Source organism: Streptomyces sp. NPDC103540, assembly GCF_055584445.1.
Genome location: NZ_JBVJMA010000001.1, coordinates 920942 through 933624, shown reverse-complemented (window position 1 = coordinate 933624; position 12683 = coordinate 920942). Strand labels below are relative to the sequence as shown.

Sequence of the window (12683 nt, the reverse complement as noted above, 5' to 3'; positions counted from 1 at the left end):
CAGCGGTCGCGGACGCGACCGGGGCGCCCGCCGCGGCCCGGGGCGCCTTCGTCTTCAACGCGGCCGACGAGGAGCGCCGGCGCGGGGTGCGCCGGATGAAGACCACGGCGACGGGCCTGCTGGTCCTGGTCGCGGTGGTGTACGTCCTGGCCAAGTGCGCGCAGCACGCCTGGGGCGCGGGCGGCTGGGCCGGGTACGTCGCGGCCGCCGCGGAGGCCGGCATGGTGGGCGCGCTGGCCGACTGGTTCGCCGTCACGGCCCTGTTCCGGCGGCCGCTGGGGCTGCCCATCCCGCACACGGCGATCATTCCGACGAAGAAGGACCAGCTGGGCGTCTCCCTCGGGGAGTTCGTCGGCGAGAACTTCCTGTCCTCCGACGTCGTACGGGCCCGCCTGCGCGCGCTCGGCATCGGCGGGCGCCTCGGTGCCTGGCTGGCCGAGCCGGCGCACGCGGACCGGGTCACGGCGGAGCTGGCCACGGCGCTGCGCGGGGCCCTGACGGTCCTGCGCGACTCCGATGTGCAGGCGGTGGTGGGCGAGGCGATCACGCGGCGGGCCGAGACCGCCGAGATCGCGCCGGGCCTGGGCAAGACCCTGGAGCGGGTCGTCGTCGACGGCGGTCACCACCGGGCGGTGGACCTGGTGTGCGCCAAGGCCCACGACTGGCTGGTCACGCACGGCGAGTCGGTGATGGAGGCGGTCCAGGGCGGGGCTCCGGGGTGGACGCCGCGCTTCGTGGACCGCAAGATCGGCGACCGGGTCTACAAGGAGCTGCTGCGCTTCGTCACCGAGATGCGGGACATGCCGGGGCACCCGGCGCGCGGGGCGGTGGACCGGTTCCTGACGGACTTCGCCGCCGACCTGCAGTCGGACACGGCGACGCGGGCGCGGGTGGAGCGGCTGAAGTCGGAGATCCTGGCGCGCGGCGAGGTGCAGGACGTGATCGCGTCCGCGTGGACGGCGGTGCGGGCGATGATGATCTCGGCGGCGGAGGACGAGCAGAGCGAGCTGAGGCTGCGGGTGCGGTCCTCGCTGATGTCGCTGGGCGCGCGCCTGGCGACGGACGGGCGCCTCCAGGGCAAGGTCGAGGGGTGGATCGAGGGCGCGCTGGTCTACGTGGTCACCACGTACCGGGCCGAGATCACCTCGCTGATCACGGACACGGTGGCCGGCTGGGACGCCGAGCACACCTCGCGGAAGATCGAGGCCCACATCGGGCGGGACCTCCAGTTCATCCGCATCAACGGCACGGTGGTCGGCGCCCTGGCGGGCCTGCTGATCTACACGATCTCCCGCGCGTTCGGAGCCTGAGCCGCGTACGCGGCGGGACCGACCCGGCGATGCGGCACAGCCCTGCGATGCGGCACCGCCCTGCGATGCGGCACCGCCCTGCGCGGCGGGCCCGCCGGCCGGCCCCGCCCCGGGGGCGACCCGGATCGAGCCCGGTCGGCCCCGGCTCGGCACGGCTCGGCCTTGATCGACGCCGGGCCGGCCCCGGTCGACCCGGCTCGGCCCCGGCCGAAGTCCGGTCGACGTCGGGTCGGCACGGGTCGCCCCGGGGCGAGTCCGCTCGTCCCCCGTCGGCACGGGTCGCCGAGGTCGACGCCGGGCCGGCCCCGGTCGATTCGGGTCGGCCCCGGCCGACGTTCGGACATCCCCGGTCGAGGTCGGGGCGACCCCGGCTCGGTCCCGGCGGGGCCCCGTCAGCCCCGGTCGGCGACGGCCCAGGAGCCGGCGGCCACCACGGCGGCGGCGCCGATGACGGCCGGCCAGGCGCCGACCTTCTTGGCCAGCGGGTGCGCCCCCGCGAAGCCGGCGAGGTACAGCGCCCCCAGTCCGGCCGCGGCCGGGGTGCCGCCCGCCCGGTGCCACTCGCGGCCGGCGACGAGCCCGGCGGCGCCGAGCACCACTCCGCCGAGCGGCCGCTTCCTGGTCCAGCGGGCGACGGCGTAGCCGCCGATCAGGCCGGCCGCCGCCACCGCGGAACTCGGTACCCGCGCCATGTCGAACTCCCTCGTTCGTTCCTGTGTGTCTGTCGCTCACGTGTCCGTCGGCCACGTGTCCACGGGCAGGCTAACGCGGTCGCCGGGCCGCCCGTCGGGCGCCCAGCGCCCCGAGGGCGAGCACCGCGCCGCCGATCGCGGCGTCCGGCACCGCCTCCCGTACCGCCCTCGGCAGTGCCGCCACCACCCCGAGGACGAGGAGGAAGGCGAGTGCGCACCGCCCGGCGACCCGCAGCAGTCTGTCCACGGGCTGCTCAACGCGGCGACCGGGTCCGCGACACGGACACCGGGCGGGCGATTTGTCGCACACTCGCCGGTTCTGCGCACGGCCGGGGCGGGGAACCTCCGGCGCGTAGATTCGGTCTTCCAGGGGGAAACCCGCGCAACCCACCACTGGAGTCGACACCGTGATCTCTTACGGACGTACCGTCCTCGACCTCGCGGACGAGCTGGTCGACACCTATGCCGAGGTGTTCTCCGCCCCGCCTTGGAACGAAGGCGAAGAAACCATTCGCCAGTTCTCCACCCGGCTTCAGTCGGACGTACGGCGTCCGGGGTTCCGCACGGCCTTCGCCCAGTCCCCGGCCGGCATCGACGGGTTCGCCACCGGCTGGCTGACCCCGGACCCCTTCCCCGTGCACCGCGCCTACCCGCAGGTCGCCGCCCAGCTCGGAGCGGACCGGGTGCGCGGACTCCTGGTCGGGGCGCTGGAGATCGACGAGCTCGCCGTACGCGGCCACGCGCGCGGCCAGGGCACCGGCCGGGCCCTGCTCACCGAGATCACCGCCGACGCCCCCGAGGGCCGGGCGTGGCTGCTGACCTCGCGGCTGGCCACGGACACGGTGGCCACGTACCGGCGGCTCGGCTGGCACGAGGTCCCCGCGCTCCCCGGCACCCTCACCGGTGTGATCGTCTTCCTGGCGCCGGGCCACCCGGACCGCCCCGGCGCCCGCTGAGGGGTACGCGCCCCCCGGCCCCGGGCATACCCGGGCCATGATCACGAACGGAACCGTCCGGGCGGCCCGCCGCCAACTCGGCCTCGCCACCCGCCACCAGCTCACCGTCGCCGCCGGGATCCCCGCCGGCACCCTCGCCTCCCGCACCCGGCCCGGCGGGCCCTGGCAGCGGCTGCTGCCCCGGGTGTACCTGCTCCAGACCGGCCCCCCGGACCCGCGACAACGGGCCCTCGCCGCCGTCCTGTACGCGGCCGAGCCCACCGCCGACCCGCTGACGGGCGACACCGCAGCCCTCACCGGAGGCGCCGCGCTGACCCTCCTGGGCATCCCGGACGCCCCGCCCGCCCCCGCCGACGTGCTGATCCGCGCCCCGCGCCGGCTCGCCGCCACGGCGCGCGTACGCCCCCGGGCCACCTCCCGATGGCCCCTCACCCTGACCGTCTCGGGCATCCCCTGCGCCCGCCCCGTCCGCGCCGCCGCCGACTTCGCCGACCGCGCGGCCCCGCCCGGCCCGCTGCCGCGGGCCCGGGCCGACCGGGTGCGCGCGGTGTTGGCCCAGGTCGTCCAGGCGGGCTGGTGTCACCCGGGGGACCTGCACGCCGAACTGCGGGCCGCCCGGCTCCTGGCCCGCCCCGCGATCCGGGCCGCCGCGACGGAACTCCTGGCCGGGGTCCGCTCGATCGCCGAGGCCCGGGCCCGTGACCGCCTCGAAGGCAGCGGCCTGCCGACACCGCTGTGGAACGCGCGCCTGCACACCCCCGACGGCGCCTTCCTGGCCGGGCCGGACGCGTACTGGCCCGACGAGGGCGTGGCCCTGGAGGTCGACTCGGCGGAGTACCACTACACCCGCGACTCCTGGCAGGCCACGCTCCGCCGCCGGCTGCGCCTGGAGTCCCACGGCGTCGCGGTGGTCAGCGCCACCCCGGCGATGATCCGCGACACCCCGGCCGAGGTGATCGCGGCGCTGCGCGCGCTCCTCGCCCTCGCCGCCGGCCGCGCCGCACCGCCCGCGGTCGTCGCCCGCGGCCGGCAGCAGCTCACCCTCCCCCTGTGACCAGGGCGGAACCGGGCGGGCTGTCACAGGCCCGGTCCACAATGGGGGCGTGGACAAACTCGTGACGACCGCCGGGGTGCGGGCGCGGATGAGCCGCCAGAAGAGCCGCGACACCTCCGTGGAGGTGGCGCTGCGCAGGGCCCTGCACGCGGCGGGGATGCGCTACCGGATCCACCGCCGGCCGGTGAAGGGCGTGCGGCGCGAGGCGGACATCGTCTTCGGCCCGGCCCGCCTCGCGGTCTTCGTGGACGGCTGCTTCTGGCACGGCTGCCCCGAGCACGCCACCTGGCCGAAGAACAACGCGGAGTTCTGGCGCGCGAAGATCGAGGGGAACCGGCGCCGGGACCTCGACACCGACGCCCGGTTCGCCGAGGCGGGATGGTTGGCGCTGCGCGTGTGGGAGCACGAGGAGGTGGACGAGGCGGCGGCGCGCGTGCTGGCGGCCGTCACCGACCGCCTCGCGGAGCGCGCCGCCCGGCGCTGACGGCCCGGGCGCTCAGGGCCCGGGCACGGGCGCGCTGACGGCCCGGGCACGGGCGCGCTCCCGCGCCGGTTCCTACGCCCCGGGCGTCAGGAAGGTGTGGATGGCGCGGGCCAGCGCCGTGCCGAGGCCGACGGGGACGGCGTTGCCGATCTGTCGCGCGATCTCGATCTTCGTCCCGTACCAGCGGAAGGTCTCCGGGAAGCCCTGGATCAGGGCGGCCTCGTAGTGGGTGATGGGGCGGTCCTCCGTGGGGTGGAGGTAGCGGCCCTTCTCCGGCTTGTAGAACTCGGTGCGGATGGTCACCGAGGGCTGCGCCCTGCGCAGGCGCCCCATCACGTCGCCGGAGCCGGAGTTGTGGTTGTCCCAGCTCTCGGTGGACAGGTAGAACTGCTCGCCCTTGAGGCGGTTGTAGCCCTTCTCGGTGGACAGCCGGATGGCTCCCGTACGGTCGAGCCGGTAGAAGAGGCCGCGCAGGTCCTTGCGGTTGCCGTTCTCGGGGATCGCCATGTACCGGGCGCGGGAGAGGTCCTCGGGGGACCGCCCGAAGTGCAGGTCCGAGGTGAGGTAGTGGCCGGGGACGGGGCCGGCGGCCTCACCCGTGTCGCGCGGGTCGGGCATCCGCTCCAGCAGCGGGCGCCGCGCGGAGAGCTCGAAGACCTCCGAGACGGGGGTCCAACGCGGCAGTGACGTTCCCCCGGAACCCGAAGCCGAAGCCGAACCCGAACCCGAAGCCGAACCCGAGCCGGTGCCGAACAGGGCGTCCTGCCCCTCGCCGGGCAGGATCCCGTACTTGTGGTGCGTCGGAGCCGGGTGGCGCAGCGGCTCGGCGAAGTCCTTGTGGGTGCAGATCACGATGACCCGGCGGCGGGCCTGCGGCACCCCGTAGTCGGCGGCGTTCAGCACGGCCGGGACCACGGTGTAGTCGTGCAGCGGGTGGCCGGGGGTGGTGGAGGCCGAGACCAGTTCGGCGTACTGCGGGGACTTCAGGAAACGGTCCACGTTCTCGATCACGAAGACCTTGGGGTGGACCTTGGCGACCACCCGCACGTACTCCTGCCACAGCTCGTTGCGCGGGTCCGTCGGGTCCTCCTTGCCCAGGCCCGAGAAGCCCTGGCAGGGCGGACCGCCCATGATCACGTCGACCTGGCCCTTGAAGGGCGTGGGGTCGAAGTCGGTGATGTCGCCGGCGTAGACGTGGGAGCCGCCGAAGTTGGCCGCGTACGTCGCCGCCGCGGCCCGGTCGAACTCGACCGCCGCGACGGGCACGAACGGACTGGGCCCCCCCGACGGCGCGTACCGCCGGAACCCGGCGGAAAAGCCGCCGGCACCGGCGAACAGGTCCATGACGCGGATCTGCCCGGGAGGGGACTGCCGGTGCTGCGTGCTGGTCATGGGGGTCAAGTGTAATCACCGGGACCCCGCGGGCCGTGCCCTTCCCGCGGGGTCGTGAACGCTCCCGGGACCCCGCCCTCAGCGGGCGTCGAGCTCCGTGACGTCGATGATCGGATCCTCCTTGGAGGAGATCGTGGTGAACCGGACGACCTGCCCGTTCGCGCTGTGCGCCGACGCCGGCGCCACGAAGGTGAACGCCATCACCAGCCGGTCCGCGCCGATCCGCCGGTCGGCGTCGAAGGAGCCCTGATGGGCGCTCTGCACGATCGGGTAGAGCACCAGGGCGCCCCGCCGCTCGGCGACCAGGGCCTCGGTCGCCGGGTCCGAGGAGGGGCCGAGTGCCCCCGCGATCCGGTGCGCGACGCCGCGGTGCTTGCGGTCGCTGATCGCGCCGAAGAGCGGGCCGCGGTCCGCGCGCCGGTCGCGCGAGAACCACGCGTACGCCCGGCCCTCCTCGCCGAGGACCACGCTCTTCGCGTCCGTGGTCGTGGCGTGCTGGGGGGCCAGGACCATCCAGTCGTCCACCTTCCCCGCGTCGGTGATCTCCCGCAGGTAGCGCAGGTGCGGGAGGAACTGGTCGGGCAGCTCCCAGCGCAGCCGCCCGAGGGTCTCCAGCAGGGCCGGCGCCGCCAGCGTCCCGCGCAGGGCCCGGAAGCGGTGCGTGACGTTCTCCTCCGGGAAGCGGTAGCCGAACGTCTCCACCTCGGGCCCGAGGCCTTCCAGGACCGGAAGCCACAGCCCGGTGTTGTGCCGCAGGTCCGCGCCCTTCTGCGGGTAGGCGGTCGGCTCCTCCCAACGCCCGGCGGACCGCACCAGCTCCAGTCGGGCGTTGTACATCTTGTTCGCGCTGGTCGGCTTCAGCCAGGGCAGGTGCTGCGAGACCAGCGGGGGGATCTGGGCGGGGGTCACCTGGGGGCGGCCGTCCACCATGTGCGCGTACCGCCCGAGCTCCGCGCGGAAGGCCTCCTCGTCGAGGCAGATCGCCTGGAACGCCTCGTACAGGTCGACCTCGCTGCGGCCCATGGTCTCCTTGCGGCCCAGGTAGAGGCGGACCAGGTCCCGGTAGCCGTGGCGGAAGCCGAACCAGCGGCCCATCTGCATCAGGGTGGAGGCGTTCCCGGCGCGGCGGCGGAAGAAGGACACCGTCAGGCCCTCGACGGTGAACCCGCGGGCCAGCTTCTGGCCGCCGATCAGGATCTTCCAGATGGGGCGCTTGTCGAAGTCGGCCTCGCCGGTCTCCAGGTCCTGGTCGCCGTTGACGACGACGATCGGACGGTCGTCGCCGCCGATGCGCACGCTCGCCGGCCCGACGTAGGGCATCAGCTCCTCGTACGAGGCCGGCACCGCGTGCCCGTCGGCGCGGACCTCCGAGACCGGGGCGACGTCGGCGTCGAACAGCTCCCGCAGCCGAGCGTGGCCGCGCGGGCCGGTGTATCCGGCGTCGTGCCAAAGGCCCAGCACGCGGTCGTGCAGTTCCCGGTGGACGCCGGTGCGCACCGATTCGTGGATGAGCATCGTGTGGTGCGCGAAGTGGCCGTCGCCCAGTTTGCCCACGTCTTCGCGGTAGAGCTTCATCGCGGCGGTGAGCACGAACATGTCCATGGCCCGCTGGAGGCAGGTGTCGTCCTCGTCGTCGTCGACGATGTCGCGGACGTGTGCCTTCTCGTTGGAGTTGGCGTAGGTGCGCTCGGCCTCCTCCAGGTCCGAGTCCAGGTCGTGGAAGTCGCGGGCGCCCATGTACCCGGTGGGGCGGGGCAGGGAGATGAGGAAGTCCTTGGGGAAGATGTCCTCGGTGTCGCTGGGGTCGACGAAGACGTTCGCGAAGGGCGTCGCCGTGTAGCCGACGTACTGGGCCCGGGGCAGCATGTGCAGGAGCCGGGAGATCTGCTCGTTGATCGCGCTGCGCTGCACGTCGGGCTTCGAGGTGTTGACGGAGGCCTCGTCCGACTCGTCGTCGATGATCAGGACGGGGATCTCCGCGAGCGGCGTCTTGATCTTCCCGAGGTCCTTGACGAGCTTGGACAGGACCGTCTTGTTCTTCTTCACCACCATCAGGCGGGCCGAGGAGCGGTGCAGGTTCTCCTGGTCGTACAGGGGCAGGGCCGGTTCGCGCTTCTCGAACTCCAGCGCCGTGATCCCCTGGAGCAGGCTCTTGTAGTCGTCGTCGCGGGTGGTCATCCGGACGATGTCGAAGGCGCCGAGCGCGGAGGGCGGACCGCCGAAGCTCACGAACTTCCCGGCGGTCCAGGCCGGGTCGTCGGCGTAGTCCGACTCCGACTCGTCCGCGCCGCGCAGGATGTTCTCCCGGCCGACCAGTTCCATGTCCAGGCGGCGCTGGGTCTGGGCCCGCAGCATGTTCAGGGTGCCGCCGAGCACGATCACCAGGCGGTAGCCGGCGTCGACGGCCTTGGCCATGACACCGGTGAAGTTGGCGGTCTTGCCGGACTGCACGTAGCCCACGACCAGCCCCTTGGACTGGTAGACCTCCGAGTCGGTGGGGTCCGCGAGCCGTTCCACGACCTGGTCGGTGGCCGCGTCCAGCGCCGCCACGGCGTGCTCGGGCCAGCCCTTGTCGGTGAGCAGGCGGCGGTAGGCGGGCCAGTAGTGGGGTCGGCTGAGCTGCGACTGCGGCGTGTACCAGGGTTTGTGTTCGGGGCTGATGACGACGGCGCCGTCGGTCTTCGCCACGGGGATCAGGGCGTCGAGCAGCGCCGCCGTCGAGGGCTGCAGGCGCAGCAGGGCGTGGACCTCGGCGCGGCGCTCGTCGGTGCGCGGCGCGGTCGCGCTCCAGGCCGGCTGTTCGGCGTAGTCCCAGCGCACGAGCTGCCTGCGCCACAGCTCGACGAGCCGGTGCGTGGAGTGGGCCTCCTCCAGGGCGCTTCGGAAGTCGCTCTCGTCGGCGCAGGCCTCGGCCCCGGGGTCGAGGTCCTCCGCCTGGTAGGCGAGGGCGCGCGCCAGGCTCTTGGGCCGGCTGCCGTCGAGGTCGGACAGGACCGCGCCGTGCAGGGCGAGGCGCAGGGATTCGATGTTCGTCACGATGGGTCCTCGTCGGTCACGGAAGGCGGAAGTCGGTGAGGTCCACGGGTGAGCCCTCGGCGGTGGTCAGGTGGTCCACGTGGATGCGGTAGTCGATCGACGAGAGGTGCGCGCGCACCTCGGGCGCGATCATCTCCGCGGTGAGGCGGGGCAGTCGCTCGGCGGGGACGACCAGGGGTGCGCTGCGCGGGGTCCAGCGTTCGTCGTCCTCGGCCGGGTCCTCGGCGGCGGTCCGGCGCCACCCGCAGGCGGCGAGGGCCTCGCGCAGGCGGTCGGCGGCGCGGGGGTCCTGCGCGTGGGCGGCGGCCAGGGCGGCGGTCGCCGACTCGCCGAGGGAGCGTCCGCCGGCGCCGCCGCGGGTCAGCTGGATCGAGGCGAACCACAGCGGGCGGCCCCGGCTTCCGGTGAGCTGGCGCAGTCCGTGGACGGTGTGCGCGCGTTCCTCGCCGGAGGTGGTCTTCACCTCCAGGTCGCAGGTCGGCAGGGCGAAGTCGTGCTGTTCGGCCCGGGGGCCGGTCCAGGAGTCGACGGCGCGCGTCCAGCCGTGGGAGCGGGCCACGGCGGCCAGCACGGCCAGTTCGCCGTGCAGGCCGACGCGTCGCTCGACGCCGAGGCCGCGCGGTCGGTCGAGCAGCCTCTGCCAGGCGGCCACGGTCTCCTCGAAGGCCTGTCCGAGGTCGCGTCCGCCGGTGACGACGCGGTCGGCGATGGCGAGCAGCAGGTCGTGGAAGTCCCGCATCAGCGCCACGTCGGTGGTGCGGACGCGGGCCATGCGCCGGCCGTCGCGCAGGACCTGGTCGATGGTGACGGCGGGCAGGGGGGAGCGGGGGAGTCGCCCGCGCGGGTCGAGCGCGACCCGGAGGCTGATGTCGCGCCCGCCGTCCCCGATGTCGTACCAGACCGCGCGGGGGGCCTCGGGCGGGGAGAGCGGGTAGCTGGTGGCCTGTCGCGCGCCGAGGTAGTGCTCGACAGCGGACCAGGGCAGTTCGGGGGGCCCGGCCACCTCAGTCGTCCTCGCCGACGCGTTCGATCTCGGTGCGGGCGGCGGCGACCAGGACGGACTGCCACAGCTGGAGGTTGTCCTTCTCGCGGCTGCCGCTGTACTCCTTCTCGAACACCTGGTGCAGGAGCAGGTACATGAGGGACTTGAGGGTGGGGGCGTCGTCCGTGCCGCCGCGCCGGCCGCCGAGGATGGCCGACCGGTAGTGCCGGTTGAGGCCGATCGTGCGGTTCTCCCGGTCGATGTCGAAGAAGACGCCGTTGTCCAGCTCCCGCCAGTGGATCGAGACGGGGTCCTCGCCCGGGATCAGGGGCAGTTCGTCCTCGATGGCCTCGCGGACGGCCGGGTCGAAGCCCTTGCCGGGTCCGATGACCGGCTTGCGGGTGGTGCCGGCGCGCTTGCGGGCGTCGCGGTAGACGCCCTCGCAGGCACCGATGTAGTCGAGGAAGCGTCCGCCGTCCGCGTCCTTGGCCTGCTCCAGGGCGGTGACGAACTCGGGGGAGACCTCGACGCCCTCCTTCTTCACGGTCAGCCGGAAGACGTCGTTGCGGGTGGTGGGGAGGTCGATCGCGATCCGTGCGAGGGCCAGGTGCTGGTCGGGCTGGCGGAAGTTGTTCCAGCCGCCCGCCTGGACGAGCCGGTCGTGGCGGTAGAAGTAGAAGCCCTGGCGTTCGAGGACGGATCCGACGGCCTTGTACCCGTCGAGGGTCGACTTCGCGGGCCAGACGTGCGCGTCGAGGGCGACCGGTTCCAGCGAGGGCGGGTGCGCGGTGTAGCGGCGCGGGTAGTCGGCGTGGCCCGGGACCGGGTAGCCGAACGGGTCGAGTGGTTCGACGCCGAAGTTCATGTACTCGGTGCCGGTGTTGACGTCCTCGACGGCGATCGTGATGTTGAAGTCCTCGCGGGCGAGGAAGCGGTGCAGGTACAGGCCGAGCTGGAGCCCGAGCCGGTTGATGGTGCGGTGCAGGTAGCGGTCGGTCTGGCCGCCGCCGCCGGAGCGGGGGAAGTTCTTGACCCCGTCCCAGCGGATGACGGTGCCCTGCCAGGTGATCGGCCGTTCCGCGTAGCGGTCGATCAGGGTCTGCGCGTAGTCCTGGGCGACGATGTCGCACTGGTGGCCGTTGACGGCGTGTTCCATGAGCCAGCGGCGGCCGACCGCGCGCGTGCGGCGGGTCTTGGTCACGACGGTGACGGAGGAGGCGTGGCTGAGCGACGCGGACTTCAGGCCGGTGCCGAACATGCCGAGGGCCCGGGGGTCGTAGTCACGGCGCCCGCCGACGGTCATGGCGACGTCGAGTTCCTCGTCGGTCATGCCCTTGCCGTCGTCGATGACGAGGAGGCTGACGAGCCGGTCGTCGTCCCGCAGGAAGTGGATCACGACGTCCCGGGCGCCCGCGTCGATGGAGTTGTCGACGAGGTCGGCGATGGCCACCTCGAACCCGTACCCCTGGCTGCTGAGCGCCTCCATGTAGCGGGCGTCGGGCGGGAGGTGCTTGCTGCCCGTGGTGGGTACGTCGAACTGCCAGTCGCCGGTCATGCCTGCCTCAAAGTCGTCGAAACGAGGACGAGCCTAGACCGGGGGCCGGCCGGCGTCGTGGGTGGGCAGCCCCGGGTGACCCGCCGCCCGGGAGGCGGGTCGGCGGGTCGGGGCGCGCGGGGTGCGGGTCGCGGGGCGTGGGGCCCGGCGTGCGGGTCGCGGGTTCGGGCGGGGGCCGGTCCGCTCAGGCCGCCGTCGGGCCGCCGTGGCACTCCGGGTAGGGCTTGGTGGAGCCGCACCAGCAGGGGCCGGTGGCGGTGGGGGGCCAGCTGTCGGCCTTGCCCCGGGCCGCGAGGGTCGTCGCGTACTCGGCCAGCAGGGAGGGGGAGGCCGGGGAGGTCTTCTCCGAGGCGGCGAAGGCCTCGTAGGAGGGGACGCTGCCCGTGACGATGCCGAGGTTCGTGGTGCCCGAGGCGGCCAGGGCGCGCAGGGAGGCCTCGATGTGGGCGAGGTGGGCGTCGTGGGAGGGGTACTCGGCGGCGAGGGTGGGGTAGGCGGTGACCAGCTCGTCCAGTTCCCGCTCGGGCCAGTGCAGCATCGCCACCGGGAACGGGCGCGACAGCGCGGCCCGGCGGTCGCCCAGCTCGGCGCGCAGCCGGGCGATCTCGGCCCGCAGTTCCGCCGGGTCGTCGGAGCCCAGGGCCCAGATGCGCTTGGGGTCGTGGAGTTCGTCGAGGGGGATCGGGCCGATGTGGCGGGTGTCGGCGACCATGTCCCAGTCGTCGTGCGGGAGTCCGAGCAGCCGGCGGACCCGGTGGCGGCCCGTGAGGAGGGCCGTGGTGGCCGGGGTGAGCGGGGCGGCGTCGGCCACGAGGAGGGTCGCCGCCTCGTTGAAGCAGTCGAGCGAGGCCTCCAACTCGTCGTGCGCCTCCAGGGATTCCGCGATGACCTCCCAGGGCGCCGGATCCGCCGGGGCGGCGGTTCGGATCCCGGAGATCAGGGCGCGGGCCTCGGCCTCGTGGCCGTACTCCCACAGGTTCGCGGCCTGGAGGGCCTTGATCAGGTGGGGGTCGGCCGGAGAGCCGGCGAGGAGCTGGTCGTAGAGGGTGCTCGCCCGCTCGCGTGCGTCGGCCAGTTCGAGGTGGGCCGCGGCCTGGAGGAGCAAGGGCTCCTGGTCCTCGGGGTAGCGGGTCGCCGTGCGGATGAGGCGCTCGGCTTCGGCGATGTGCTCGGCAGGCGTGTCGGGGCGCATGGTTCACACCGTACTGCCGCTGGTCAGTTG

General features: G+C 73.8%; 11 protein-coding genes. 4 read left to right on the top strand and 7 right to left on the bottom strand.

Annotated elements, in window-relative coordinates; all coding sequences use genetic code 11:
- Positions 1–95 precede the first annotated feature (95 nt).
- Positions 96–1310, top strand: a complete 1215-nt coding sequence (locus tag ACZ6ZI_RS04155) for a DUF445 domain-containing protein (protein WP_469515864.1) — start codon at positions 96–98, stop codon at positions 1308–1310.
- A gap of 392 nt (positions 1311–1702) precedes the next feature.
- Here the strand turns inward: ACZ6ZI_RS04155 and ACZ6ZI_RS04150 are convergent, their stop codons facing one another.
- Positions 1703–2002 (bottom strand): hypothetical protein, encoded by a 300-nt coding sequence (locus tag ACZ6ZI_RS04150; RefSeq protein WP_469515503.1) that lies wholly within the window; start codon positions 2000–2002, stop codon positions 1703–1705.
- A gap of 70 nt (positions 2003–2072) precedes the next feature.
- Complete coding sequence (locus tag ACZ6ZI_RS04145; protein ID WP_469515501.1) at positions 2073–2249, bottom strand: hypothetical protein; 177 nt, start codon at positions 2247–2249, stop codon at positions 2073–2075.
- Positions 2250–2409: 160 nt separating this feature from the next.
- Here ACZ6ZI_RS04145 and ACZ6ZI_RS04140 point away from each other — a divergent pair, with 160 nt between their 5' ends.
- The 3 genes from ACZ6ZI_RS04140 to ACZ6ZI_RS04130 are packed head-to-tail and all read left to right on the top strand — an operon-like array spanning position 2410 to position 4496.
- Positions 2410–2958 carry a GNAT family N-acetyltransferase gene (locus ACZ6ZI_RS04140; protein ID WP_469515498.1) on the top strand — a complete coding sequence of 183 codons (549 nt, stop codon included), beginning with the start codon at positions 2410–2412 and terminating at the stop codon, positions 2956–2958.
- Positions 2959–2995: 37 nt separating this feature from the next.
- On the top strand, positions 2996–4012 hold the full coding sequence (locus ACZ6ZI_RS04135) for a hypothetical protein (RefSeq protein WP_469515496.1): 1017 nt from the start codon (positions 2996–2998) through the stop codon (positions 4010–4012).
- 49 nt (positions 4013–4061) lie between these two features.
- A complete protein-coding gene (locus ACZ6ZI_RS04130) occupies positions 4062–4496 on the top strand; it encodes a very short patch repair endonuclease (RefSeq protein WP_363054472.1) in 435 nt (144 codons plus the stop codon).
- Between the two features lie 72 nt (positions 4497–4568).
- Here the strand turns inward: ACZ6ZI_RS04130 and ACZ6ZI_RS04125 are convergent, their stop codons facing one another.
- The 5 genes from ACZ6ZI_RS04125 to ACZ6ZI_RS04105 all read right to left on the bottom strand — a co-directional run bounded on the left by ACZ6ZI_RS04125 (position 4569) and on the right by ACZ6ZI_RS04105 (position 12653).
- Positions 4569–5888, bottom strand: a complete 1320-nt coding sequence (locus ACZ6ZI_RS04125; RefSeq protein ID WP_469515494.1) for a DNA cytosine methyltransferase — start codon at positions 5886–5888, stop codon at positions 4569–4571.
- 78 nt (positions 5889–5966) lie between these two features.
- Positions 5967–8924: a Z1 domain-containing protein gene (locus ACZ6ZI_RS04120; protein ID WP_469515493.1), complete on the bottom strand. Its 2958-nt coding sequence runs from the start codon at positions 8922–8924 to the stop codon at positions 5967–5969.
- 16 nt (positions 8925–8940) lie between these two features.
- Positions 8941–9927 carry a PD-(D/E)XK motif protein gene (locus tag ACZ6ZI_RS04115; protein WP_469515491.1) on the bottom strand — a complete coding sequence of 329 codons (987 nt, stop codon included), beginning with the start codon at positions 9925–9927 and terminating at the stop codon, positions 8941–8943.
- 1 nt (position 9928) lies between these two features.
- Positions 9929–11461, bottom strand: coding sequence for an ATP-binding protein (locus tag ACZ6ZI_RS04110; protein ID WP_469515489.1), 1533 nt, complete (start codon positions 11459–11461; stop codon positions 9929–9931).
- A gap of 184 nt (positions 11462–11645) precedes the next feature.
- The gene (locus ACZ6ZI_RS04105) at positions 11646–12653 is read right to left on the bottom strand and encodes a hypothetical protein (protein ID WP_469515486.1); all 1008 of its coding nucleotides are present in this window, start codon (positions 12651–12653) and stop codon (positions 11646–11648) included.
- Positions 12654–12683 lie beyond the last annotated feature (30 nt).

What these genes read in the sequence shown, in the direction of transcription:
- ACZ6ZI_RS04155 (WP_469515864.1), top strand. Translation starts at nt 96, where the DNA reads ATGAAGACCACGGCGACGGGCCTGCTGGTCCTGGTCGCGGTGGTGTAC.
- ACZ6ZI_RS04150 (WP_469515503.1), bottom strand. Translation starts at nt 2,002, where the DNA reads ATGGCGCGGGTACCGAGTTCCGCGGTGGCGGCGGCCGGCCTGATCGGC.
- ACZ6ZI_RS04135 (WP_469515496.1), top strand. Translation starts at nt 2,996, where the DNA reads ATGATCACGAACGGAACCGTCCGGGCGGCCCGCCGCCAACTCGGCCTC.
- ACZ6ZI_RS04125 (WP_469515494.1), bottom strand. Translation starts at nt 5,888, where the DNA reads ATGACCAGCACGCAGCACCGGCAGTCCCCTCCCGGGCAGATCCGCGTC.
- ACZ6ZI_RS04110 (WP_469515489.1), bottom strand. Translation starts at nt 11,461, where the DNA reads ATGACCGGCGACTGGCAGTTCGACGTACCCACCACGGGCAGCAAGCAC.
- ACZ6ZI_RS04105 (WP_469515486.1), bottom strand. Translation starts at nt 12,653, where the DNA reads ATGCGCCCCGACACGCCTGCCGAGCACATCGCCGAAGCCGAGCGCCTC.